The sequence below is a fragment of the Gordonibacter sp. RACS_AR68 genome (genome assembly GCF_030418485.1).
Classification (GTDB): domain Bacteria; phylum Actinomycetota; class Coriobacteriia; order Coriobacteriales; family Eggerthellaceae; genus Gordonibacter; species Gordonibacter urolithinfaciens.
Map to the genome: position 1 here is coordinate 36,698 of NZ_JAIPUP010000007.1, position 23,500 is coordinate 60,197.

Sequence of the window (23,500 nt, forward strand, 5' to 3'; positions counted from 1 at the left end):
CTATGGGCAATATCGTATCGTATATCCAGGAAAACCAGCGAACGTTCGCGGAATCACCGTTCAACCCCGTCGACAGCCTCGTGTTCTCCACGCTCTGCTACTTCAACTACGAGGCGTGCGGGCTCGTGGACCCCTCGTCGCCCGAGCGCGTGCTCCTGCACGACGTGGTGGCGCTCGCCGACTGGCGCGCGCTCACGTGCGCGAGCTGGCTGGAGGACGCGAAGGACACGCGCGCGTTCCTGCGCGTCCTCATGGCCAGCCGGCGCTTCCGCGATGTCAAGCTGGCCTTCTACGCCAACGAGCGCTCGGATGCCGTGGAGAAGCAGTTCTCGGCAACGACGTTCGTCGTCCCCGGCCGCGTCGCCGCCGAGGCGGAGGGCGCGCTCTACGAGGGGCGAGCCTGCGGGGCGCGCGCCGGGCGAGGCGAGTTCGCCTGCCTGGCGTTCCGCGGGACCGACGGCAGCTTCGCGGGCTGGAAGGAGGACTTCAACCTCTGCTTCAAGGAGGTTATCCCCTCCCAGCGCGCGGCGGCCGCCTATCTCTCGGGCGTGGCGTCGGCCGTGGAAGGGCCGCTTGTGGCCTGCGGCCACTCCAAGGGCGGCAACCTTGCCGAGTTCGCGGCGCTCGTGGTCGACGGGGGCGCCTACGCGCGGCTCGCGGGCGTCTACAACCACGACGGGCCCTCGTTCCTGGACGATCCGTCGCCCCGCATCCACGACGGGCGCTTCGCGGCGCTGCTGCACAAGACGGTGCCCGAGTCCTCCGCGTTCGGCATGATCTTGGAGCGGCGGCCCGACTACCGCGTGGTGCAGTCCTCTGCGCTGTCGGTGTTCCAGCACGAGCCTTTCTCCTGGCAGGTGGACGGCGACGACTTCGTGTACCAGGATGCGCTCAACCGCGCGGCCGTGTTCTTCGACGAGGCGCTGGACGCGTGGCTGCGCGGCAAGACGCCGGCCGAGCGCGAGCGCTTCATCGACACCATCTACGAGCTGTTCGCCTCCACGGAGGCCAGCACGTGGGCCGAGTTCCAGGAGGGCCTTTTCGCGAACACGCGGCGGCTGCTGGGCTCGGGCACGAAGCTGGACGCCGAGACGAAGAGCTTCATCTGGAAGACGCTCGGCAGCTTGGGCGGCATCCTGAAAGACGAGACCGTCAGACGCTTCAAGCCCTCCCCGTCCACCTGGCTGGCACGGCGGCGCGAGGCGTACGACCGGAAAGGACGAAGGCAATGAGCGAGGTATCGGCAGCAGGCGGCATCGAGGAAGACGCGGGGCGGCGGGCGCCCTACGGCCGGCTTTCCGCGCGCATGGCGTTGCAGCTGGCCGCGCCTCACACGTGGCCGGCGGCCATCCTGCCGGCGCTCGTCGCCGTCGCCGCCGCTGCTGCGACGAGGGGGGGCCTGTCGGTGACGATGGCGTTCACGCTGCTGGCCATCTGCGTGCTCATGCAGTCCGCCGTGAACACGTTCAACGACTACTACGATTACGTGAAGGGCGCGGACTCCGCGGACGACAACGTGGACCCGACCGATGCCGTGCTGGTGTACAACAACGTGGACCCGCGCGCGGCGCTCGCGCTGGCCGTGGGCTTCCTCGCGGCGGCGTTCCTGCTCGGCGCCTACGTCATCTGGGCTGCGGGGTGGATACCCCTCGCCATCGGCGCCGTGGGCGCCGTGGTGGTCGTGCTGTACTCGGCGGGCAGGACACCCATCTCCTACCTGCCCATCGGCGAGCTGGTGAGCGGGCTCGTCATGGGAGGCCTCATCCCGCTCGCCTGCTACCAGGCGCTCACGGGCTCGTTCGACCTGCGGGCGCTTCTGTGGGCCGTGCCCACCGTGCTGGGCGTGAGCCTCATCATGTTCACGAACAACACCTGCGACGTGGAGAAGGACGTCCAGGCCGGGCGCCGCACGCTTTCCGTGCTGCTCGGCCGCGAGCGGGCGCGGCGGCTCTACCATGCCGTGCTCCTCGCGTGGATCGCCGCCATCGTGGCGCTCGTGGCCGTGTTCTTCACGGGCGGGCTCGTGGTGGTGCCGTTCATGCTGCTGGCCGCCTGGCCGCTCGTGGGCGCGCTGCTGAAGAACCCCCTGGCGCCGCCCGCCCGCGTGGGGGCCATGGCGCAGGTGTGCAGCGTGAACGTGGCGCTCGGGGCGTTCTACGCCGCCGCCATCTTCGCGAGCGGCGTCGTTCTCGCCGTATAGGGATCGCAGCCTGCCCGGCGCTCGGCCGTCGGGCAGGCGCGACAGAGCAAGGAGGATGCGCTATGGAGATCGTCCGTTTCGCGGTGGGGATCGCGCTGCTCGTCGCGTCGGCCCTGCTGGCCGTCCAATTATGGAACGGTCGCTGGCAGTTCCTCGTGGCCCGGCCCGAGCACACGAGGAAGGGCACGTTCTTCCCCGCCGGCACCCGCGAGACGGGCCGACGCCTCTCCTGGGTCATGGTCGCCTGCTTCGCGGTGGTCGCCACGCTCATGGCGTCCGAGATGGGGCGGTTGGCGGGCAGCGCCCTGTTCGTGCAGGCCGGCTTCGTGGTGAGCGGCGTGGCGCTCCTGGCATACGGTGGCTGCATCGTGTGGACCGTGGCCTGCCACTGCAAGGTGCACGGCCGCCCCTACTTCGCCGGCGGCTCTTCGCGCCTGGCCGTCACCCTCGCAGCCACCTGCATCGTGCTCACGGCCCTGTCGCTGCTGTTCGCCTGACGGCATGCGGGCAAAATGTGCAGGCGCCGGCTGCCTGCACGATTACTTCGTGATGAGCACCGGCACGGGCGAGGCGTGGAGCACGGCCGAGCTCACGCTGCCAAGCATGCCCTTGATGGCGCCCAGACCGCGGCTGCCCATGACGATGAGGCCGCAGGGCTCCTGAGCCGCCTCGCGGACGATGGCCTCCTGGGGCTTCCCGAACGCCACGCGCAGGTCGACCGCGCCTCCGTGGCCCGCGATGCGGTCGGCAACCTGCTCCTCGAGGGCTTCGAGGCTCGCCTTCTCGTCGCCGCCGAGCGACAGCAGCACGCCTGCAGCGCGCGCCGCGGCTACGAATGCGGGATCCTCCATCTTCAGAGGATCGCTGACGCTCAGCACCACCACCCGCGAGCCCAGCCCGCATTCAACGAGCTCGAGGGCGTCCGCCAGTGCACGGTTCGAGGGTGCCGAACCATCGTATGCGACCAAGATCGCTCCATAACCCATAGCAGACCCGCTTTCTCCCGTGTCCAAGGCTGCGCGAACCGGCAGCCCATCAGGCACCTTGCTCGATTCCCTCATTCTACCATGCCCGCAATCTCCAGAGAACCCATCGGCAGCCGACCCCTCCCCATCGGCAGGAGCGCTATAATCAAGCCGAAGGCAACCAAGGATACGATACAAGACTGCGAGGTTTCGGATGGATGGCACCACTATCGCCGCCTTTGCGGCGGCCACGGCGGCACTCGTCGCGTTCGCGCTGGCAGCGTTCATGTTCTGGAAGGGGAAGTGGCTGTTCCTCGTGGCGGGAGGCGCCGCAGCCGTCGAGGAGGCCGAGAGCGCCGACGGGTCCGCGGCCGGGCTCTCCGGTGCGGGCGGCGTCCGCAAGATGGGGCGGCGCATGGCCGTGGTGCTGCTCGCAGCCTGCGTGCTCGTGGCCACGCTGCTCGCGTTCGAAGGGGCGAAGCTGGCCGGCAACGCCCTGCTCGCCTCTGCGGCCACCCTGGTCAACGACGTGGCGTTCGTGGCTTTGCTTGTCGCCATGGTGTGGTTCTTCATCGTGCAGCGGCCCGACCGTCCCAAGGAGAGCGCCTCCTCGCAAGATCCCCGCATGGCCTCCCGTGCGCACGCCGCGCGCCTCGACCACCTGCCCCTCGCCACCATCCTGTTCACCCTGGCCATCATAGCCGTCGTCGCCCTCGTGGGCATCCTGTTCGCCGGGCTGTAGGTCGAGTACCTACTCCCAGCGCACCTGCACGAGGTCGGGGAAGGCTGTCGGCAGGGCGGCGAGGTCGAACGTCGCGAGCAGCTCCTCGGGGGTGGCGGGGTCGCAGGTGGGCGCGAGGCCGGTGAGGCCGGCGATGTGTCCGACGACGGCCGCGGGCGTCTTGAAGCGCGCGAGCAGCGCATCGAGGGCGGCGTCGCGGTCCCGCTTCGAGAGGCGCCGGTCGCGCTCGGCGACGAGCAGCGGGACGTGCGCGTAGTCCGGATGCGGCAGCCCCAGCAAGCTCTGCAGGTAGATCTGCTGCGGCGTCGAGCACAAGAGGTCCACGCCGCGCACCACCGAGCTCACGCCCTGCTCGGCATCGTCCACCACCACGGCCAGCTGGTAGGCGTACGCCCCGTCCGAGCGGCGAACGAGGAAGTCGCCGCAGTCCTGCGCGAGGTTCTGCGCATAGGGGCCCTGCACCTGGTCGGTGAACGCCACCTCCTCATGGGGCACCCGCAGGCGCTGGGCGGGCGTGCGCTCCAGCGCACGTGAGGCGCGCTCTGCGGCGGAAAGCTCCCGGCACGTGCCCGGGTACACCGGCTTCTCGCCCCGATGCGGCGCGGAGGCGGCGTGCAGGTCGGCGCGCGTGCAGAAGCAGGGGTACACGAGCCCGCGCGCGGCCAGCCCGTCGAAGGCGGCGCGATAGGCCTCCGTGCGGTCGTGCTGGAAGTACGGCCCCTCGTCCCAGGTGAGGCCGAGCGCCTCGAAATCGCGCTGCACCGCGTCGATATAGGCCGGCTTGGAGCGCTCGGCGTCGAGGTCCTCGATGCGCAGCACCATCCGCCCGCCCTGCGACTTCGCCACGAGCCAGGCGACGAGCGCCGCGAACACGTTGCCCGCATGCATCCTCCCGGTCGGGGACGGCGCGAAACGCCCGACGACGGGGACGGTTGGCGAGGCGGCGGCCATGCGGTGCCCCCTACTTCCTCAGGTCTTCCACGTGCTTGGCCTTGCCGGTGGTGCGCTCGATGCCGCCCGGCTCCACCAGCTTCACGCGCACGCCCACCAGGAGCACGCCCTTGAGCTTCTCCTCTATGGCGCGCCGCAGGCCCTCCATCTCCTCGAACGAGTCCGAGAACGCCTCGGGCTTCAGCTCCACGTGCACCGTCATCCTGTCGAGGCCGTTCGCCGTCTCCACGACGATGCGGTAGTGCGGCGTGACGCCCCGGATGCCGGAGAGCACGTCCTCCACCTGGCTCGGGAACACGTTCGTGCCGCGGATGATGAGCATATCGTCGCAGCGGGCGCGCACCTTCTGCATGCGCGCGCTCGTGCGGCCGCAGGCGCAAGGCTCGCATACCACGCGCGTCAGGTCGTGCGTGCGGTAGCGCAGCACGGGGATGGCCTGCTTGTCGAGCGGCGTGAGCACGAGCTCGCCCATCTCGCCCTCGCCCACCGGCTCGCCGGTCTCGGGATCCACGACCTCCCACAGGAAATGGTCCTCGGCGATATGCTGCATGTCGCGTGCCGCCAGGCACTCGCCCGACACGCCCGGGCCCATGACCTCGGTCAGGCCGTAGTTGTCGGTACATACGATGTGCATGCGCTCCTCGATCTCGGCCTTGAGGCCCGGCGGGCACGGCTCGCCCCCGAACAGGCCCACGCGCAGCGTGGACGCCTCCCAGTCGAATCCCAGCCGCTCCCCCACCTCGCACATATGCAGGGCGTAGGAGGGCGTGGCAATGAGCACCGTGGTGCCGTAGTCCCCTATCATGGCGATGTGCCGCTCGGTGTTGCCCGAGCCGGCGGGGATCATCATGCAGCCGAGCTTCTGGCAGCCGTAGTGCAGGCCGAAACCTCCGGTGAACATGCCGTAGCCGAACGCCATCTGCACGCGGTCGCCGGGCACGACGCCCGCCATCTGCGCCAGGCGTGCGATGCAGTCGCTCCACACGTCCATGTCGTGCGCGTTGTAGCCCACGACGATGGGCTTGCCGGTCGTGCCGGAAGAGGCGTGCAGCTCCACTACCTCGTCGAGCGGCACAGCGAACAGACCGTAGGGAAACGTGTCGCGCAGCACGGACTTGTCCGTGAACGGCAGCTTGCGCACGTCGTCGAGCGAGCGGATGTCTCCCGGCGCCACGCCGAGGGCGTCCATGCGCTCGCGGTACCACGCCACGCGATCGTAGGTCCAAGCCACCTGGGCCTTCAGCTTCTCCAGCTGGAGCGCGCGCACCTCCTCGCGCGGTGCGCACTCCCTGGCGCGGTCGTAGACGGGCAGGCCGGCGAAGTCGCCGGCGCGGGCCGCCGCAAGGGCGGCTCCCTTCGCGGTCAGGTCTGCCACGGCGCTCACCGCCCCTCGGTGCACGCCGTGGCGCTGGGGCCGTCGGAGCCGAGCGCCCGCGCCAGGTCGTCCTGACCGATGAGCTCCACCGGCTCGCCCGCCAGCAGCTGCTCCGCGCGCGCAAGGTCCTTCACGGACAGCGCGATATAGGTGGATATGAGCGAGTAGCTGTACGTGACGTTGATGCCGCAGTCGGCCATGACGCCCATGACCCGTGCGAGCTCGCCCGGCTCGTCGTTCAGGCGCGCGCACAGCACATCGGTCGTCGTGGCGGCGGCACCCATGTCCACGAGCACGTCCAGCGCGCGCAGGGGGTCGTCCACGATGAAACGCACGATGCCGTAGTCTCCCGTGTCGGAGGCGCTGTAGCCGCGCACGCTCACGTGCGCGTCCTCGAACGCGTCGAGCACACGGCGCAGATGCCCCGGCTGGCTTTCCAGGAACACGCTGATCTGCTGAACGCTCATGCTTCCCGCACCCCCTCCGCGCCGTCGGCTGGCAGGGCGAACGCGCGACCGGCGCGGAATGCCGCCAGGTTCGCCTCCACGGTCTTGGTCGGCACGCGGTCGGCCAAGACGCGCTCCCATGCCCCGACGGCAAACGGCAGCCGCGTGGACAGCGCGCCCAGCAGCACGACGTTCACCGACTTGGCGCTGCCCGCCTCGCGGGCCAGCTCCCCTGCCGGGATGAGCGTGGCTCCCCTGTCGGCGAGCGTCTCGCGGGCCCGGGCGGGCATGGAGGCGCGCCCCGTGGCAACGGGCAGCGGCTTTATGGCCTCGTCGGCCACCAGCAGGTAGCCGTCCTCGGCCAAAAACGACAGGTTGCGCAGCGCCTCGGTCGTCTCGAACGACACGACGCAGTCGGCCGTTCCGGGGTCGCACACCATGGAGGACACCTCGTCGCCGAAGCGCACCACGGTGGTCACGGCGCCGCCGCGCTGGGCCATGCCGTGGATCTCCGACACCTTCACCGAGGTGCCGGCCTCGAGTGCCGCATGGGCCAGAAGGTCGGCTGCCAGGATGGTGCCCTGGCCGCCCACGCCGCAGAGCAGCACGGTGGTCGCGTTCTCGTTACTCATGGGAGCCCCCTTCCGGCTGCTCGATAGCGTTGAAGGCGCAGTACTGGGCGCACTGGCCGCACCCGATGCACAGGCCCGGATCGATGCTGGCGCAGCCCGTTCCGGCGTCCTTGGCGATGGCCGGGCAGCCGAGCGTCGGGCACACGCCGCACGCCGTGCAGGCCCCCGTGACCAGGAAGGCCGGCTTGCGCGTGCGGTCGAGCAGCACGCAGGGCGCGCGGAACACGAGCACGGACAGCTCGTCGGTGCCCGTGGCGTCCTTGAGCGCTGCGCGCACGGCACGCGCATCGTGCGGGTCGACGGTGCGCACGTCCTCCACGCCCAGCGCGCGCACGACGCCCTCCAGGTCCAGCTCGCGGCTCGGGCGCTTCTGCAGCGTCTCGCCGTTGAAGGGGTTGCCTTGGCGGCCCGTCATGGCCGTCGTGCGGTTGTCGAGCACGCACACCGTGCCCCCGCCGCGGTTGTACACGGTGGAGATGAGCGACGACAGGCCCGAATGCGCGAACGTGGAGTCCCCGATGACGGCCACCACCGGGCGATGCTCCGTCCCCGCCAGCGCCAGCTCGAAGCCGTGCGCCATCGACACCGACGCGCCCATGTCCACGCACGTGTCCATGGCGGACAGCGGCGGCAGCGCGCCCAGCGTGTAGCAGCCGATGTCGCCGGTGACGATGGCCTTGAGGCGCGTGAGCTCCTTGAACACCAGGCGGTGCGGGCAGCCGGGGCAGAGCGCCGGCGGGCGGCCGGGAAGGCCCTCGGGCGTCGGGGCGTGCGGGGGCTCCGCGAGCCCGAAGGCGGCGCGGACGAGCCCGGGCGTGAGCTCGCCGTCGGCCGGCAGCGGATGCGCGAACGGGGCTGCCTCGATACCCAGCGCGCGCACGCTTTCGGTCAGGTACTCGGACGCCTCCTCCACCACGTAGAGCGCCTCAACGCTCGCGGCGAAGGCGCGCAGCGCCTCGGCGGGCAGCGGCCAGGTGCAGCCCAGCTTGAAAACCGACGCGTCCGGCAGCGCCTCGACCACATGCTGGTACACGGCGCCCGCGCACACGACGCCCACGGCGTCGCCGCGGCGCACGACCTCGTTGTAGGGGCACGTCTCGGCCCACGCGCGCAGCGCCTCGACGCGCGCCAGCTGGTCGCGGCGGCGCGGTTTGGCGAAGGCGGGCATCATGACCCACTTCGCCGCGTCCTTCTCGTAGGGCTTGAGCGCTGCCTGGGCGCGCGGGCCGGGCTCCACCGGCGTCTTCGTGTGCGACACGCGCACCGTGGAGCGGATGAACACCGGCACGTCGAAGCGCTCGGACAGCTCGTAGGCCTCTCGCGTGAAGCGCAGCGCCTCGGCGGAGTCGGCGGGATCGAGCATGGGGATGTGCGCCGCGCGGGCGTAGTGGTGCGAGTCCTGCTCGTTCTGCGACGAGTACATGCCGGGGTCGTCGGCGGCCAGCACCACCAGGCCGCCCCCCACGCCCGTGTAGGCGGCGGTGAACAGCGGGTCGGCCGCCACGTTCACGCCCACGTGCTTCATGGTGGACAGCACGCGCGCGCCCGCGGCGGAGGCTCCCACCCCCACCTCGACGGCCACCTTCTCGTTCACGCACCACTCGGCGTACACGCCGTCCTTCTTGGCGAACGCCTCGAGCGTCTCGGTTGAGGGCGTGCCGGGATAGGCGACGCCGATGTGCGCGCCGGCCTCCCATGCCCCCTGGGCGATGGCTTCGTTTCCTGACATCAATTCCATAAGCGACCTTCCCCCGCTTGAGATTACCATGGCGAATTATACGGCAACGAATGCCGAGCGGCCCGCTCAACCGTCGTAGGCGGAGGAAATCCGCGGAAGGGGGCGCATCGGCGGGCGCCGCACGAGGGTGGCACGTCCGCAGGAGCTTCCGGGAACAGCGGCGAGGGCCCCTCGACTCGTCCGCTTCGAGGAAACGCTACCTCCGGGACGAGATCGGAGCCTATGGCACGTTTCCCACGCCTCCGCACGGACAACATCGGGAAAGCACCAGGTCGCGGAAGTCACGGCAGCGCACGATGCGCGGAGATCATGCCACAGCCTCCGATCTCGTCCATTAGTCTTTTGGTCATGTATACGAGCACATGGGGAAGCGCGGGGCTTTGCGGAGAAGGAAGGAGGAAGTGGCTCTCTTTTTATCAGCCGGTCGGGGCCGTGCGGGCGATGAGAGCCGCCCCCGGCGCACCGGAACGTCCCGGAGGTCCACCGCATGCGCCGGGGCGGCCGCCCTTGTCCGCACGGCCCCGGCCGGCTGGTGAAAAAAAGGGCCTCGCCGGTTGATACCGAGGGCAATCGGCTAATAGGTGGAGGGCATGCGGCTGATAGCGCGGCCGATGGCTGGTCGCCAACGAGGGTACGGCAGACGGATGAGGGCGCAGGGGGTTGGCGAAGGAAACGCTCGGCGATGATGAGGGAGCAACCGGCTGGCGGGTGCAGGAGCAACCGGCTGGCGGACGAAGATCACGACGACCGCTTCGCCCGCCGGCGCGCGCATGGGCTTGGCGACGCCCGGTGGCGGCCTCACGCTACCGGGCGTCGCTCCCCTATTCCTCCTGGTACAGCAGGCAGAACGCGCCTATCTGGATCACGTCGCCATTGCACAGCTTGCGCGGGGCGTCCACGCTGTCGTTGTTCACCCACACGCCGTTGAAGGAATTCGTGTCATGGATGGCGTAGCCGCCCTCGCACGGCTCGATGAGCGCGTGCTCGCGCGACACGGTCATGTCGTTCAGGAACACGTCGCGCTGGGGACTGCGGCCGATGGTCTGCGGCGCGTCGCCCAGCTGGATGACCACGCCGGTCTGCGGGCCGCGCACGACGCGCAGGGCTGCTGCTGCGGCGGGCTTGGCCTCGGGCGAGAACGACTCGTCGGGCAGCGCCACGGGGGCGAAGCGCTGCGTGGAGCCGAGCAGCTTGAAGCCGCAGTGCGGGCACGCCGCGTCGTCAGGCGCCAGCTCGTTGTTGCATACGGGGCATCTCTCGGTCATGTGCGGCTCCTTCTATCGGGCGCGCCGCCTAGCCGGCGACGGCGGTCTTGTCTACGACGAGCGGCGTCTCGTTCAGCGTGACGGCCGAGGCGGCCTGGGGCTGGCCGGACAGGCCCCTGAACAGGCGGTCCCACCAGATGCCGATGCCCTGGAACACGTCGGGCGCCGCCACGTCCTCGCAGGCCACGAGGTCGAGCGTGGCGATGGTGGCGTTGCGCTGCTTGAACGTGATCGTACCCACCTTGTCGCCGGCCTTCACGTCGCCCTTGACCTCGTCGAACTCGAGCGACTGGCTCACGTTGCCGTTCAGGTCGAATATGCGCACCGACGCCTCGGGGTCGGAGAGCGTGGCCTTCACGGTCTTGTCGATCCATTCCGTGTGCGGCACCTCGGCCACCACGGGCACTTCGGACGTCTGGCCACCCGCCGTCATGGAGGTCGTCTGGGCGCTGTTGGCCAGCGGATAGTCCATCTCGTGCCCGTAGACCCACTCGAACAGCGTCTCGGCGTCGTTGAAGCGCTGCGCCTCGGACGTCGAGTGGATGACGATGGCGTAGAGCTCCAGCTCGCCGTTGCTCGCCGCGCCGGCGAACGAGGGGCCTGCGAGCGCCGTGAAGCCGGTCTTGATGCCGATGGCCTTGTCGTAGTAGTCCATGAGCTCGTCGGTGGACTCCAGCTCGATGGTGGCCCTCGTGCCGTCCGCGCGATCCACCACGATGCCCGTGTCGCCGCCGCCGACGATGGTGCGGAACGTCTCGTTCCTCATGGCGTACCGGGCCATCTTCGCCACGTCGGCGGCGCAGCTGTGCTGGTCGCCGGCGAACTCGCCGTCGTCCAAGCCGTGCGGGTTCTCGAACACGGTGTCGGTGCAGCCGAGTTCCGCCGCCTTCGCGTTCATGGAGGCCACGAACGCGTCCTCGCTGCCGCCGATCGTCTCGGCGATGGCCACGGCGGCGTCGTTGCCCGACGGCACGAGCAGCGCCTTGAGCGCCACCTCGAGCGGCATGGCGTCGCCCTCCTGCAACCCTGCCGACGATTCGCCCACCGCCGCGGCGGCCGCCGAGACGGTAACGGTCGAATCGAGCGACACGGCGCCGGAAGCCACGGCATCCAGCGCCACGATGGCCGTCATGACCTTCGTGATGGAGGCGATCTGCGTGGGGCTGGTGGCGTTGCGCTCGAAGTAGACGGTGCCGTCCGCGTCCATGACCAGCGCGTACTCCGCGTCGATGTTCGGGCACTGCGCCACCGACAGGTCGCGCGCCTCCACCGTCTGGCCGTAGACGACGTCGGCCTTGCGCACATCGGCGAGCGCCGGTGCGGGCGCGGCAACGCCCCAGGCAAGCGTGAAGGCGAGCGCGCAAGCCACCAGGCCCGCGCGCCGTGCCTTCACGGTCTGCTTTATCGTGTTAGTCCAGGTCATAGATGTCTTCGGGTCGTACCGGCTCGAAACCGGCAGCTTTCAGCTTCTCCTCGATCCCACTATCGCCGTCCACCTTGAGCACGTCAATGGCAACGTTCTCGTTCACGGAAAAACAATAGCCGTACTCTATGTTGGCTTCCTGCTCGTCCATGAAGGAAAGCAGCTTGGCCAGGCCGCCCGGCACGTTGGGCACGCGCACGCCCAGCACGGGGGTCACGGCCGCACGGTAGCCGGCGGCCTTGAGCGCGCCGGACGCCGCCTCGGGCGTGTCGCACAGCAGGCGCACGACGCCGAAGTCGGCCGTGTCGGCCAGGTTCAGCGCATGCAGGTTGATGCCCGCGTCGGCGAGGGTCTGGCAGGCGGCGGCCAGGCGCCCCTTCTCGTTCTCCAGGAACACGGTCAGCTGGTCGATCATGGCTTACTTCCCTTCCCTCTGGTCGATGACGCGCTTCGCTTTGCCCTCGCTGCGGGCAATGGTCTTCGGCTCGACGATCTTGACCTCCACCGACACCTGCAGGTTGCTCTTCAGCTCCGCGCCCAGGCGACGCTTCAGGTCCTCGATCTTGCGCACCTCGTCGATCGGGAAGTCGGGCACCGTCTCCACCTGCAGCTCCACGTGATCGAGCGGGCCGCGCGTGGTGAGGATGATCTGATAGTGCGTGGCGATCTCCGGGAAGCCGGTGATGACCTGCTCGATCTGCGAGGGGAACACGTTCACGCCGCGGATGATGAGCATGTCGTCGGTGCGGCCGCGCAGCTGGTCGATCTTGCGGTGCGTGCGCCCGCATGCGCACGGCTCGGAGATGATGCGCGTGACGTCGCGCGTGCGGTAGCGCACGAGCGGGCAGCACTCGCGGGTGAGCGTGGTGATGACGAGCTCGCCCCACTCGCCGTCGGGCACGGGCTTGAGCGTCTCGGGGTTCAGGATCTCGCAGTAGAAGTGGTCCTCGGCCACGTGCAGGCCGGCGCGTTCCGCGCACTCCATGGCCACGCCCGGGCCCATGATCTCGGACAAGCCGTACACGTCGCAGTACTGGATGCCCAGCTTGGAGGCTATCTCCTCGCGCATGTTGTCCGACGCCGGCTCGGCGCCGAAGATGCCGCCCGAGATCTTGAACTCGGTGGCCGGGTCGTAGCCCATCTCGATGGCGGTGTCCGCGATGAGGAGCGCGTACGAGGGCGTGCAGGCCAGGATGTCCGTGCCGCAGTCCTTCATCATCTGCACCTGCCGGCGCGTGTTGCCCGACGACGTGGGGATGACCGAGCAGCCCATGGCCTCGCCGCCGGCGTGCGCGCCCAGACCGCCCGTGAACAGGCCGTAGCCGTAGGATACCTGGATGGTGGAGTTCTCGTCGCCGCCCACCATGGCGATGCCGCGGGCGAAGCAGTCGCCCCAGTTCTTGAGGTCCGACGCCGTGTGGCCCACCACCGTGGCCTGGCCCGTCGTGCCGGAGGAGGCGTGGATGCGCGCCACGTCCTTCTGCGGCACGGCGAACAGCCCGAACGGGTAGGCGTCGCGCATGTCCTGCTTCACGACGAACGGGAGGCGCTCCAAGTCCTCGAGGGTCTGGAGGTCGTCGGGGACGACGCCCGCCTCATTGAAGGACTGCTGGTAGAACGCCACGTTGTCGTAGGCGTGGCGGACGCTTTGCTTCATGCGCTCGAGCTGGAGCTCGCGCAGCTGCTCGCGCGGCATGGTTTCGATGTCTGGCTGGTAGTACACGGGTCGGTCACCTTTCCTCGTTCTGCTTCTTCGCGGCGTCGTCCCCGGCGGCCGCGCCGTCCGTCTTCTCCTGGGTCTCGGGGCCCGCGACCACGACCTCGGTGATGGGATCGTACGTCGAGTAGAACGGGTCCTCGTGCAGGATGCTTCCGTCGGAGGAAGTCACCGTGCGGATCACCGTGATCTTCCTGCCATCGGTGCCCGCGGTCTTGACGTAGCTCGTGCCCGGCGCCATGGAGTCGTCGCGCTTGGTCTTGGTCTTGTGCTTCTCCCCCTCGGTCCACTCCCCCACGTCGGTGCTCACGTGGTAGCCCGGATCGACTCCGTACAGTGTAACGGTTACGGACGTGTCGGTGTAGCTGGTGCGCATCAAAACATCGGAAGCGCCGTCGTTCTTCCACACGAGGTCGAGCTCGTCCCAGCTGACCGCCGCGTCGCGGCCGGCGGGGTAGCTGGCGATGTAGAGCGAGTGGTTGTGGCGCGTGGGAACGGGGTAGCCGGCGTCGTACACCGCGTTGAACACGGTGGTGGCCACCTGGCAGATGCCGCCGCCCACGGCGTCGTCGTACTCCCCGTCGATGATGGCGCCTGCGCCCAGGAAGCCGCGCTCGGCGTTGCACTCGCCCGACGTGCCGTTGAACGACCAGGTGCCGCCTGCCGGGGCCACGGAGTTGTTCAGCAGGTCGGATACGAGGCGGATGTTGTGGTTGCGGTTCTCGGTGCCCGCGCCGCTCGTGAACTCGGTCGTGTACGAGGATATCTCGGCCACGAGCCCGAGCGAGACGGCCTCGTCGAACGTGGACGTCTCGGGGGCGGTGCCGCTGCCCACCGCCACCTCGACGGGCTGCCCGGGGCCGGGCCGGTGCGCGCTCGCGGAGCCGCCGTCGCCCCCCGCGCCGTCGCCGGCCCCGAACAGCGCCGCGTCGAGCGCCCGCGCCGTCTCGGCCGCGAGCGGCACCTCGCCCGCGCCGTCCGTGCGCACGCGCACCTCGTCGTCTGCGCGCTCGAACGTCACGTGCACGGGGTCGCCCGTGCGCGTCTGCTGCACGTGGGCGAGGATGGCGGGCTTCGCCTTCGCCTCGTCCAGCGACGGTGCGAGAACCCAGCCGCCGTCGTGCTCAACAGGCGTGGCGACCACCCATTCTCCCAGGTCGGCAGCAGTCGCCTCCCAAGAGGTGCCCGCCCAGGTGAAGCGCGCGCCGTCGGCGATGGCGGCGTTAACGGCATCGCAGGCCGCCTGGGCCTCGTTGCGGTCGATGCGCAGGGGCGCGTATTCCGCGCGCGCCACGAAGGAGCCCCTGCCGTCCGGGCTCGTAAGGTAGGCCCGGTCGAGCTCGCGGGCGAACGCCGCGCGGTCGACCATGGAGCCGTCGTGCCCCTCCGTGACGCGCGCCTGCCCCGCGTCCACGGCCAAACCGAAGTCCACGCGCGGGCTGCCGATGGTCGCGTCTATGTCGGCGGCCAGCTCCTCCAGCGCGCCCGCATCGTAGTCGGCCCGCACCTCGACGGTCCATCCGCCGAAGAGCGCCGCGAGGCGCGCGCCCAGCCCGCCCTCCTCGCGCCCCACCGCGAGCGCCTCCTCCACCAGCTGCTCGGCGGGCAGCACGGCTCCGAGCGCGGTTGCGTCGGCCGTCCACAGCTGCTTGGCCGCCCGCGCCTCCTCCACGGAGCGCTGTTCGGCCAGGGCCTCGTCCTCGGCCTGGGCCGCCGCGTCGGCGACCCGCGCTGCGGCGTCGTCGCTCGCGAAGACGGTGGCGGAGCCCGCCGCGAGGCGCGCGGCGTAGGCCTGCTCCACCAGCGCGCGCATCTCCTCGGCATCCTTGCCGGACACGTCCACCTCCCCGATGCTCACGCCGGCGTAGGCCTTTCCCCAGTTCAGCCCAAAGTCAACCGCGCCGCCTGCCACGAGCGCCGCTGCCAGCACCGTCACGGCCAGCGCCACGCGGCTGCGACGCACCAGCGAGCCGAGGGAGCGCGCGGCCCAGCTTGCCCCGCGCCCGGCGAGCGCGAGCACGGACAACAGCGCCCGCCCCGTGAATCCGAGCGCGCGGCGGACGGGGCCTCCTGCAGGCGGCTTGCCCGGGGCGCCCTTCGTCCAGAGCAAGGGGGCGTTGTAAGAGGGGGAAGCCTGCCCGCGCGCAGGGGATGCGCCGCCCTTGCGGGTCGCCGCGGCATGGGATGCGCGGGCAGAGGGCCTTCCCGCCTTGGGCGATGCGGGCGAAGAAGCGCGCCCGGCTCCGGCGGCAGGGCCCTTTGCGGCGCGGGACGCGGGACGCAAAGGGCCCTGCCGCGAGGCCGGCTGCGGATCCGTGCGCTGGCGCCTCGGCGCGCCGCCCGTGCCCGGCGTCCTTCCCGCCATCGGCTACCGTCGCTCCGGCTGGGCGGATGCGGCTTCGCGCTTGGCGGCGCGCACCTTCGCGAGCGCGGAAAGGGCGTAGTAGACCGTGGTGAGGAGCGCGAGCACGAGCCCCGCGTACACGAACCAGATGCCCCACGAGTACGGGCCCGCCGCGAGGCCCGGCAGCCAGGCGGCGTCCACCACGCCGAGGCCGTTTAGCAGCGGCCAGTTCAGCAGCAGGCCGGCGAAGCCCACGAACAGGAGCGTGGTGGCCACCTTGCCCGCGTAGACCACCGCCACGCGAACGCGGTAGCGCTTGAGCAGCACCGCGCCGCCCACGAGCAGGGCCAGGTCGCGTATCAGCACCACGAGGATGATCCACAACGGCAGCCGTCCCACCAGGAACAGGCCGGCCACGCCCGCTATCATGAGGATGCGGTCGACGGCCGGGTCCAGAAGCTGCCCGAGCCTCGACACGGCGTGCGTGCGCCGGGCGATCTGCCCGTCGACCCAATCCGTGCCCGCGGCCAGCGCGAACAGGAACGTGGCCATAAGGTCGTAGCCGTTGAACAGCAGCACGAGGAATATGGGCACGAGGCACAGCCGGATGAGCGATATTATGTTCGGCACGGTGAAGATGCGGTCGCTCGCCTCTTCCCTGCCCTTCCGACCTCCGGTCTCACGCGCTTCTTTGCCTGCCATCGTCCTCTTCTCCCGCCGCCTGCCAATGGGCCGTCCGCCCTGCGCGGTGCCGCCGGCCAAGAGGTCGCAGCAGCCTCCCCACGCAAAGACCGGGCTCGAAGCCCGGTCCCTTGCCTATCGGCGTTTATTCTAGCAGTTTTGCACGCGCCCGCCGGCGCGCCCACGCATCCTTCGCAGTTTTTTAAGACTGCCCCGCAGCCGCCTTCGCGTGCTCGGGCACCTCGAACACGTCGGAGCGCTTCTCGGTGGCGGGAGGCGTGTAGGTGGGCTCCATGGCCAGGCACTGCTTCGGGCACTCGCGCACGCACGTGCCGCACTGCACGCAGCGGAAGCGGTTGATGGACCACGTGCGGGCCGGCTTGTCCACCGTGATGGCGTCGCAGGGGCAGCGCTTCATGCAGATGCCGCACAGGATGCACGCGTCCACGTTGTTGGTCACGTGGCCCTTGAGGCCCGGCGGAGGCGTCTTCTGCTCGGCAGGGTACTGGATGGTCTCCGGCTTGCCGAACAGCGACTTCAGCGTCATCTTTCCCAGTTTGAACGATCCCATTCCCGCCTACCTTTCCGTGCAGCTGATGCAGGGGTCGATGGTCAGCACGATCATGTTGACGTCGGCCAGGTCGCATCCGGCCAGCGCCGTGGCCATGCCGGCCAGGTTCTGCGACGTGGGCGTGCGCATGCGCATGCGCTCCAGGTACTTCGACCCGTTGCCGCGCGCGTAGTAGTAGCACTCGCCGCGCGGCTGCTCCACCAGGTTGGCCGCCTCGGCCCCCGGCGCGGGCGAGCCCTTCACGTCCACCGCGATGTCGCCGGCGGGGATCTTCGCGATCATCTCCTCGATGATGTCGATGGACTGCAGCACCTCCAGCGCGCGCACCTTCACGCGGGCGTAGCAGTCGCCCTGGGTGTCGAGCACGGGCTGGAAGTCGGCGAGCTTGCCGTAGCCGCCGTTGCCCAGGCAGCGCACGTCGTTGTTCACGTTGGACGCGCGGGCGAAGGGGCCCACCATGCTCAGGGAGAACGCGTCTTCCGGGCTGATGTAGCCGATGCCCACGGTGCGGTTCTTGACCGAGGTGTCCTTGAGGAACGCGTTGCACAGCTGGCGGTAGTCGTCCTTTATGCCGTCCAGCACGCGCTTCATCTCGGCGAGCATGCCCTCGTCGATGTCGCGCACGACGCCGCCCACCTTCACCACCGAGAAGATGACGCGCCCGCCGGTGGTCTTCTCGAAGATGTCGAGCACCCGCTCGCGCAGGCGCCAGCAGTGCATGAACAGGCTCTCGTAGCCGAACGCGTCGGCGGCCAGGCCCATCCACAGCACGTGGGAGTGGACACGGGACAGCTCGTGCCAGATGACGCGCAGGTACTCGGCGCGCTCGGGGATCTCCACGCCCATGAGCTTCTCCACCGTCTCGGCGTAGCCCATGGAGTGGCCGAAGGCGCAGATGCCGCAGATGCGCTCGGCCACGTAGATGAACTGGTTGTAGTCGCGCGTCTCGACGAGCTTCTCGAGCCCGCGGTGGATGAAGCCGATCTGCGGCACGGCCTCGATGACGGTCTCGTCCTCCACCACCAGGTCGAGGTGCAGGGGCTCGGGCAGCACCGGGTGCTGCGGGCCGAACGGGATGACGGTCGCCTTCCCCATGCTACTCACCTTCCTTCCCGGCCTCGGCGGCCGCCTTCTTGGCCTTCGCGGCGATGGCCGCGCGCACGCGGGCGACCTTCTCGGGGTCCATGCCGGCCAGCTTCGTCTCCAGATCGTCGTCCTCGGGCGGCGCGATGTAGCCGCGCTCGCCGGGGGCGGGGGCGGCGTCGGGGTGCGTCTCCACGTAGGCGGCGTTCGCCGCGGCCGCCTTGGCGGCCTTCTCCTTCGCAGCCTTGGCGGCGGCCACCTTCTTGGCCTTCTCGCGCGCGGCCTTCTGCTCCGGCGATATGATGGTCATGGGCTCTTTCTGCGCCAGCGCGTAGAAGTTGCCGCCGAAGTCGATGGCGATGCCCTGCACGTCCACGCCGAACAGGTCGTGCGTCTCGTTCTCGAACACGAACGCCTCGAGGAACCGGTCGGTGATGCTGGGCACCGTCGTGCCCTTCTGGACGCCCTTGATCTCGTGGTTCTCCAGCAGGTTGTCCTTCATGAACGAGTAGACCAGGTCGATGCCGTCCTCGGTGTTCACGGCGAGCAGCTGCACGAACCGCCAGCCGCCGTCCTTCTTGGCGGCCGCCAGCGCCGGCAGCTCCTCGACGGTCAGCGGGACGAACGTCGTCTCAAGCGCCATGTCACGCTCCCTTCTTCTGAGCCTGCAGGGCCTTCGATTTCTCTTCCAGTATGCCAAGGCCCTGCACGACCGCGTCGATGATGGCCTCGGGGCGCACGGCGCAGCCGGGCGCGTACACGTCAACGGGTATGGCCTGGTCCACGCCGCCTATCACGTTGTAGCAGTCGTGGAAGATGCCGGCCGAGCACGCGCAGATGCCGCACGCGATGACGACCTTGGGCTCGACCATCTGGTTGTAGATCTCCTGCACCACCTTGATGTTGCGCTCGTTCACGCTGCCGGTGACCAGGAAGATGTCGGCGTGCTTGGGATTGCCCGTGTTGATGATGCCGAAGCGCTCCACGTCGTAGCCGGGGCACAGCGCCGCCAGCACCTCGATGTCGCAGCCGTTGCAGCTCGAGCCGTCGTAGTGGATGACCCACGGTGATTTCGTTGCGAACGTCATTGGTTCCGCGCCTCCTTACAGGTACGCCAGGACGGCGATGTTGACGAAGCCCGCCACGAACGCCACGGCCCAGGCCGACGAGAGCATGGCCTGCCATTTCACGCGGGCGAAGTTGTTGTCGATCCAGATCTCCAGGAAGTACACGAGCACGACCACGGCGATGGCCAGCACGATGGAGAGCGGGTTGCCCCACACGAAGAACAGGCCGACCCAACCCAGGAACAGCACGTTCTCGCACCAGTGCATGATCTCCACCTTCGCGAGCGTCTTGCCGCTCATCTCGGTGGTGATGCCCTTGACGAGCTCCTGGTGGGCGTGGTGGGAGTACGAAAGGTCGAACGGCGACTTGCGCAGCTTGATGGTGAGCACGAACAGCAGGCCCAGGAACACGAGCCAGATGCTCGTGACCACGGGCGCGTCGAGGGCGAAGACGCCCGCCGAGTCGAACGTGCCGGCAGCCATGTAGAACGCCACGGCCATGAACAGCACCATGGGTTCGTAGGACATGACCTGCAGCGTCTCGCGGTTCGCGCCGAGCTCCGCGTAGGGGCTGCGCGTGGAGTACGCGGCGATGATGAAGAACAGGCCCGCGAGCGTGATGACGAACACGCTCATGAGCAGGTTGCCGCCCGAGTAGAAGATGCCTCCAGCCAGCAGCGTGAACACGAGCGCGCACGTGATGTAGGTTCCCTCGCTGGAGTTGACGGAGACGTTGTCCTTCTCGATGAGCTTGCGCACATCGTAGTACGGCTGCAGCAGCGGCGGGCCCACGCGGCCCTGCATGCGCGCCGTGATCTTGCGGTCGAGGCCGGCCAGGAGGCAGCCCAGCACCGGTGCCGCGATGGCGAAGGCGAGGGTGCCGATGAGAGCGAAGAGCAGGGACATTTCAGATCACACCCTTTCCTAGAACAGGCCCGGCAGCGTGATGGCCGAGAAACCGAACGCGACGATGATGACGAGGGCGCAGGCCACCGTGCCCACGGGGTTGATGCGCTTCTCCCCGAATATGCCGTCCAGGTACATGTTGCGGGACGTGGCGGCCGACTCGCCCGACAGCGAGTTGCGGTAGACGCGCGCCTCGTTGTCGGCGCTCACGCCGGCGAGGTACACCTCGGCCTTCTTGGCCTTGCCGCGCCCGAGCCCCGCGAACAGCACGATGGCGATGAGCGCTGCGGCGATGGAGGCGATCCACAGGTTCGTGGAGGCGATGTCCTGGCCGAGCACGCCGAACACGCTGTACACGTAGGGCTCGACGACAAGCTGCGAGATGATGGGCAGGCACACGCAGCCCACGACCACGAGCACGGCCATGATGACGATGGCGGTCCACTCGCTCTTGTGCACGGTCACCTCCACGTTCTCGGGCCGGCCGGCGATGCCGGAGAGCTTGCCCAGCCACTTGGCCCAGAACATGAACGTGGCGGCCGAGCCGAAGGCCAGGAGCAGGATGAGGGCGACCTGGCCCGTGTCAACGAACGAAACGAGCGTGGCCCACTTCGCCACCAGCATGCCGAACGGTGCGATGAACATGCACATGATACCCAGCATCATGAAGCGTGCAAGCCGCGGCATGCGATCGAACAGAAGGTCCATATCCTCGATATCGCGGCTGCCGATGTGGTGCTCGGCCGTGCCGACGCACAGGAACAGCAGCGACTTCGCGATGGAATGGAACAGGATGAGGAACGCGGCGGCCCAGACGGCCTCCGGGGTTCCGACGCCCGCGCAGGCCGTGATGAGGCCGAGGTTCGCGATCGTGGAGTACGCGAGCACGCGCTTGGCGTTGCTCTGCGAGATGGCCATGAACGAGCACAGCGCGAACGTGATGCCGCCCACGAGCACGACCATCACCGACGGCACGGGGCACACCAGGAACACGGGCGCCAGCTTCACCAGCAGGAACACGCCGGCCTTGACCATGGTGGACGAGTGGAGCAGCGCCGAGGTGGGCGTGGGCGCCACCATGGCGCCGAGCAGCCACGTGTGGAACGGCATCTGCGCGGCCTTCGTGAGGCCCGCGAACGCCAGCGCGCACACCGGCAGCACCACGAGCGCCGGGTTCTGGACGCCGATCTGCAGGAACTCGAGGAACGACAGCGTGCCCAGCTGGATGGCGCTCAGGTAGAGCGCCGCCAGGAAGCCGAGGCCGCCCAGCAGGTTCATGATGATCTGGCGGAAGGCGTTCTTGATGGCCTCCTCGGTGCGCGTGTAGGCGATGAGGAGGAACGAGCAGACCGTCGTGACCTCCCAGCCCGTGAACATCCACACCATGTTGTTCGAGAACACGATCAGGAACATGGCGGACAGGAACACGAACATGAGCGCGAAGAACACGGGGCGGCGGTCCTTGGCCCCCTCCGGCTCGTGGGCCTGGAAGTCCTCCATGTAGCCGAGCGCGTACACGCAGATGCCGGAGCCGATGACGCCGATGATGAACGCCATGAGCAGCGACAGCGAGTCGAGGTACAGCGCCTCGGTCACGTCGATGGAGTGGGCGAAGCCGAACTCGAACACGAGCGAGCCCACCACCTGGATCACGGCGAGCACGCAGGCGAGCACGTTCTTGTAGCGGATGCCGTAGTACAGGATAGCAGCCGCCACGAGCACGCTCACCGCCGTGCTGGCGTAGTCGATGAGGGGCGATTCGAAGTCGAACGTTACCCAGGGAGCCCCCAGGTAGGTGGCCACCAACCAGATGGAGGCCAGGCCGATGACGAGCGCCGAGGCGCCCACAATCGCGCTTCTCGCCCGGTTGTTGCGCACGACCAAAAGCACGGCGGCAACGACCAGCGGGAAAAGGATTAAGAACCCGAGCAGAGCCACGTCGTATCCCTTCACTTGTGTCGGTTGATGGAAAGCTTGCAGAATGCGGCAGGGAAACCTGAACCCCCGTGCAAGCGATGACCGAACTTTAGCAAACCTGGGCATCCCCGGCCCCAGCGCTTCCCCATCGGAGCGTATTATCCGGCGAAAGGAGAGCGCCACGGTTGTATTATGGATGCATTGGGTATTCGTATCGCCGGGCAGTGGCAGGTTTGCCGTCGCGAGCGGTTTTTAACGGCGGTAACGGCTTTTCAACAGGCCGTATACCGTAGGGCGGCGCAATGTGCGCGCCCGCCCTCCCCTGCACGCAGAAACGCCCCGCATGGCATGCGGGGCGCGCTTTCGGGCATGCTTTCGGCCGGACCCTACCTCATCTTGACGACCGGTTTGATGGTCTTGCCGGTTCGGGAATCCTCGAACGCCTGGTTGATGTTCTCGAAGTCATAGAACTCCACCAGCTTGTCGAAGGGGAAGCGGCCCTGGCGGTAGTACTCTACCAGCTCGGGGATGAACAGCTGGGGCACGGTGTCGCCCTCTATGACGCCCGTCACCGTTTTCCCCTCGGCCATGACCTCGCCGAACATATCGACGGTCATCTCGGGCGTGATGCCCACGATGGCCACCGTGCCCAGCGGGCGCAGCGCCGCCAGGCTCTGGTGGACGACCGCGGGGACGCCGGTCGTCTCGACCGCGAAATGGGTGCCCGAGCCCGTAGCCTTCCTGACTTCCTCCACCACGTCCACCTCGCTGCTGTTGAGCGCGTAGTCGGCGCCCAGCTCGCGCGCCAGCTCGAGGCGGCTCTCGTGCACGTCGACCGCGATGACGGTCCTGCATCCCGCGATCTTCGCCGCCATGACGGCGCTAAGCCCCACCGCTCCGCAACCGTACACGGCGATCGTGGAGCCGAACGAGGGCTTGAGGCGGACGAGCACCGTCCCGCTGCCCGTCTGGATGCCGCAACCCAGAGGGCCGAGCAGCTCCAACTCCACGTCGTCGGGGACCTTCACCACGTTGCGCTCGTCGGCGACGGCGTAGGTGGCGAACGAGGACTGCCCGAAGAACGTGGCCACCGGCCTCCCGTCCTGCTCCAGGCGCTCGATGCCCTCGGAGCCGAAATTCAGGTCGTTCATCTTCTCGCACGTGGAGGGATGGGCGGACAGGCAGTTCTCGCAATGGCCGCACGAGGAGTACGAGAGCACCACGTGGTCTCCCGGCCCGACCGTCTTCACGTTCGCGCCCGCCCGCTCGACGATGCCGGCCCCCTCGTGCCCGAGGACGATCGGATAGGGCACGATGCCGTTGTCCCGGGCGACGGCATCCGTATGGCAGACGCCCGTCGCCACCACCCTCACCAGAACCTCGTTGGAGCGGGGTTCTGCCAGCTCGACTTCCCCGATCTCGAATTCCTCGCCCATGCCGTGGGTAACGGCGGCCTCGATCTTCATGGTGCGCTCCT

General features: G+C 68.8%; 23 protein-coding genes. 4 read left to right on the forward strand and 19 right to left on the reverse strand.

Translation table 11 applies throughout. The features are described 5' to 3' along the window. Positions 1-2: 2 nt before the first annotated feature. The 3 genes from K9U15_RS12980 (at position 3) to K9U15_RS12990 (ending at position 2,697) form a co-directional block, all read left to right on the forward strand. Positions 3-1,232, forward strand: a complete 1,230-nt coding sequence (locus K9U15_RS12980) for an Mbeg1-like protein (RefSeq protein ID WP_123673502.1) — start codon at positions 3-5, stop codon at positions 1,230-1,232. Next, entirely contained in the window at positions 1,229-2,200 is a 972-nt protein-coding gene (locus tag K9U15_RS12985; RefSeq protein ID WP_123673503.1) for a UbiA family prenyltransferase, read from the forward strand. Before K9U15_RS12980 ends, K9U15_RS12985 begins: the two co-directional genes overlap by 4 nt. 62 nt (positions 2,201-2,262) lie before the next feature. After that, positions 2,263-2,697, forward strand: a complete 435-nt coding sequence (locus tag K9U15_RS12990) for a lipocalin (protein WP_123673505.1) — start codon at positions 2,263-2,265, stop codon at positions 2,695-2,697. Between the two features lie 42 nt (positions 2,698-2,739). Here the strand turns inward: K9U15_RS12990 and K9U15_RS12995 are convergent, their stop codons facing one another. After that, positions 2,740-3,168 (reverse strand): universal stress protein, encoded by a 429-nt coding sequence (locus K9U15_RS12995; RefSeq protein ID WP_161959726.1) that lies wholly within the window; start codon positions 3,166-3,168, stop codon positions 2,740-2,742. A 211-nt stretch (positions 3,169-3,379) separates the two neighbouring features. Here K9U15_RS12995 and K9U15_RS13000 point away from each other — a divergent pair, with 211 nt between their 5' ends. Continuing rightward, complete coding sequence (locus K9U15_RS13000) at positions 3,380-3,907, forward strand: hypothetical protein (RefSeq protein WP_301156314.1); 528 nt, start codon at positions 3,380-3,382, stop codon at positions 3,905-3,907. Positions 3,908-3,916: 9 nt separating this feature from the next. On the opposite strand, the gene gluQRS is transcribed toward K9U15_RS13000, so the two are convergent. The 18 genes from gluQRS to K9U15_RS13090 all read right to left on the reverse strand — a co-directional run bounded on the left by gluQRS (position 3,917) and on the right by K9U15_RS13090 (position 23,489). Then, a complete protein-coding gene (gene gluQRS, locus K9U15_RS13005) occupies positions 3,917-4,858 on the reverse strand; it encodes a tRNA glutamyl-Q(34) synthetase GluQRS (RefSeq protein ID WP_096226493.1) in 942 nt (313 codons plus the stop codon). A gap of 10 nt (positions 4,859-4,868) precedes the next feature. Continuing rightward, complete coding sequence (locus tag K9U15_RS13010) at positions 4,869-6,233, reverse strand: phenylacetate--CoA ligase family protein (RefSeq protein WP_227115562.1); 1,365 nt, start codon at positions 6,231-6,233, stop codon at positions 4,869-4,871. A 5-nt stretch (positions 6,234-6,238) separates the two neighbouring features. Beyond that, the gene (locus K9U15_RS13015; protein ID WP_096228528.1) at positions 6,239-6,700 is read right to left on the reverse strand and encodes an amino acid-binding protein; all 462 of its coding nucleotides are present in this window, start codon (positions 6,698-6,700) and stop codon (positions 6,239-6,241) included. Continuing rightward, positions 6,697-7,311 (reverse strand): indolepyruvate oxidoreductase subunit beta, encoded by a 615-nt coding sequence (locus K9U15_RS13020; RefSeq protein WP_301156316.1) that lies wholly within the window; start codon positions 7,309-7,311, stop codon positions 6,697-6,699. The genes K9U15_RS13015 and K9U15_RS13020 overlap by 4 nt, the downstream gene beginning before the upstream one ends. Beyond that, a complete protein-coding gene (locus K9U15_RS13025) occupies positions 7,304-9,049 on the reverse strand; it encodes a thiamine pyrophosphate-dependent enzyme (RefSeq protein WP_096228526.1) in 1,746 nt (581 codons plus the stop codon). The genes K9U15_RS13020 and K9U15_RS13025 overlap by 8 nt, the downstream gene beginning before the upstream one ends. An 821-nt stretch (positions 9,050-9,870) precedes the next feature. After that, complete coding sequence (locus K9U15_RS13030) at positions 9,871-10,314, reverse strand: FHA domain-containing protein (RefSeq protein WP_096228525.1); 444 nt, start codon at positions 10,312-10,314, stop codon at positions 9,871-9,873. Positions 10,315-10,342: 28 nt separating this feature from the next. After that, complete coding sequence (locus K9U15_RS13035) at positions 10,343-11,737, reverse strand: D-alanyl-D-alanine carboxypeptidase family protein (RefSeq protein WP_096228524.1); 1,395 nt, start codon at positions 11,735-11,737, stop codon at positions 10,343-10,345. Further along, positions 11,724-12,152, reverse strand: a complete 429-nt coding sequence (locus K9U15_RS13040; protein WP_096228523.1) for an amino acid-binding protein — start codon at positions 12,150-12,152, stop codon at positions 11,724-11,726. The genes K9U15_RS13035 and K9U15_RS13040 overlap by 14 nt, the downstream gene beginning before the upstream one ends. Before the next feature lie 3 nt (positions 12,153-12,155). Then, positions 12,156-13,460 (reverse strand): phenylacetate--CoA ligase family protein, encoded by a 1,305-nt coding sequence (locus K9U15_RS13045; RefSeq protein WP_096228522.1) that lies wholly within the window; start codon positions 13,458-13,460, stop codon positions 12,156-12,158. Positions 13,461-13,467: 7 nt separating this feature from the next. After that, the gene (locus K9U15_RS13050) at positions 13,468-15,564 is read right to left on the reverse strand and encodes a VanW family protein (RefSeq protein ID WP_301156319.1); all 2,097 of its coding nucleotides are present in this window, start codon (positions 15,562-15,564) and stop codon (positions 13,468-13,470) included. 258 nt (positions 15,565-15,822) lie between these two features. Next, entirely contained in the window at positions 15,823-16,500 is a 678-nt protein-coding gene (locus tag K9U15_RS13055; protein WP_087189807.1) for a CDP-alcohol phosphatidyltransferase family protein, read from the reverse strand. A gap of 181 nt (positions 16,501-16,681) precedes the next feature. Further along, positions 16,682-17,050 carry a 4Fe-4S binding protein gene (locus tag K9U15_RS13060; RefSeq protein ID WP_087189808.1) on the reverse strand — a complete coding sequence of 123 codons (369 nt, stop codon included), beginning with the start codon at positions 17,048-17,050 and terminating at the stop codon, positions 16,682-16,684. Between the two features lie 6 nt (positions 17,051-17,056). Beyond that, positions 17,057-18,145, reverse strand: coding sequence for a nickel-dependent hydrogenase large subunit (locus K9U15_RS13065; RefSeq protein ID WP_087189809.1), 1,089 nt, complete (start codon positions 18,143-18,145; stop codon positions 17,057-17,059). 1 nt (position 18,146) lies between these two features. Then, entirely contained in the window at positions 18,147-18,776 is a 630-nt protein-coding gene (locus tag K9U15_RS13070; protein WP_087189810.1) for an NADH-quinone oxidoreductase subunit C, read from the reverse strand. Between the two features lies 1 nt (position 18,777). Further along, complete coding sequence (locus K9U15_RS13075; RefSeq protein WP_087189811.1) at positions 18,778-19,221, reverse strand: NADH-quinone oxidoreductase subunit B family protein; 444 nt, start codon at positions 19,219-19,221, stop codon at positions 18,778-18,780. A 15-nt stretch (positions 19,222-19,236) separates the two neighbouring features. Next, a complete protein-coding gene (locus tag K9U15_RS13080; protein ID WP_096228520.1) occupies positions 19,237-20,106 on the reverse strand; it encodes an NADH-quinone oxidoreductase subunit H in 870 nt (289 codons plus the stop codon). An 18-nt stretch (positions 20,107-20,124) separates the two neighbouring features. Further along, a complete protein-coding gene (locus K9U15_RS13085; protein WP_301156322.1) occupies positions 20,125-22,044 on the reverse strand; it encodes an NADH-quinone oxidoreductase subunit L in 1,920 nt (639 codons plus the stop codon). 365 nt (positions 22,045-22,409) lie between these two features. Beyond that, on the reverse strand, positions 22,410-23,489 hold the full coding sequence (locus K9U15_RS13090; protein ID WP_227115558.1) for an NAD(P)-dependent alcohol dehydrogenase: 1,080 nt from the start codon (positions 23,487-23,489) through the stop codon (positions 22,410-22,412). Between the last annotated feature and the right edge of the window lie 11 nt (positions 23,490-23,500).

Coding starts and splice junctions, on each gene's coding strand:
- K9U15_RS12980 (WP_123673502.1), top strand. CDS start 3: ATGGGCAATATCGTATCGTATATCCAGGAAAACCAGCGAACGTTCGCG.
- K9U15_RS12985 (WP_123673503.1), top strand. CDS start 1,229: ATGAGCGAGGTATCGGCAGCAGGCGGCATCGAGGAAGACGCGGGGCGG.
- K9U15_RS12990 (WP_123673505.1), top strand. CDS start 2,263: ATGGAGATCGTCCGTTTCGCGGTGGGGATCGCGCTGCTCGTCGCGTCG.
- K9U15_RS13000 (WP_301156314.1), top strand. CDS start 3,380: ATGGATGGCACCACTATCGCCGCCTTTGCGGCGGCCACGGCGGCACTC.
- gluQRS (WP_096226493.1), bottom strand. CDS start 4,858: ATGGCCGCCGCCTCGCCAACCGTCCCCGTCGTCGGGCGTTTCGCGCCG.
- K9U15_RS13015 (WP_096228528.1), bottom strand. CDS start 6,700: ATGAGCGTTCAGCAGATCAGCGTGTTCCTGGAAAGCCAGCCGGGGCAT.
- K9U15_RS13020 (WP_301156316.1), bottom strand. CDS start 7,311: ATGAGTAACGAGAACGCGACCACCGTGCTGCTCTGCGGCGTGGGCGGC.
- K9U15_RS13025 (WP_096228526.1), bottom strand. CDS start 9,049: ATGGAATTGATGTCAGGAAACGAAGCCATCGCCCAGGGGGCATGGGAG.
- K9U15_RS13030 (WP_096228525.1), bottom strand. CDS start 10,314: ATGACCGAGAGATGCCCCGTATGCAACAACGAGCTGGCGCCTGACGAC.
- K9U15_RS13035 (WP_096228524.1), bottom strand. CDS start 11,737: ATGACCTGGACTAACACGATAAAGCAGACCGTGAAGGCACGGCGCGCG.
- K9U15_RS13040 (WP_096228523.1), bottom strand. CDS start 12,152: ATGATCGACCAGCTGACCGTGTTCCTGGAGAACGAGAAGGGGCGCCTG.
- K9U15_RS13055 (WP_087189807.1), bottom strand. CDS start 16,500: ATGGCAGGCAAAGAAGCGCGTGAGACCGGAGGTCGGAAGGGCAGGGAA.
- K9U15_RS13060 (WP_087189808.1), bottom strand. CDS start 17,050: ATGGGATCGTTCAAACTGGGAAAGATGACGCTGAAGTCGCTGTTCGGC.
- K9U15_RS13065 (WP_087189809.1), bottom strand. CDS start 18,145: ATGGGGAAGGCGACCGTCATCCCGTTCGGCCCGCAGCACCCGGTGCTG.
- K9U15_RS13070 (WP_087189810.1), bottom strand. CDS start 18,776: ATGGCGCTTGAGACGACGTTCGTCCCGCTGACCGTCGAGGAGCTGCCG.
- K9U15_RS13075 (WP_087189811.1), bottom strand. CDS start 19,221: ATGACGTTCGCAACGAAATCACCGTGGGTCATCCACTACGACGGCTCG.
- K9U15_RS13080 (WP_096228520.1), bottom strand. CDS start 20,106: ATGTCCCTGCTCTTCGCTCTCATCGGCACCCTCGCCTTCGCCATCGCG.
- K9U15_RS13090 (WP_227115558.1), bottom strand. CDS start 23,489: ATGAAGATCGAGGCCGCCGTTACCCACGGCATGGGCGAGGAATTCGAG.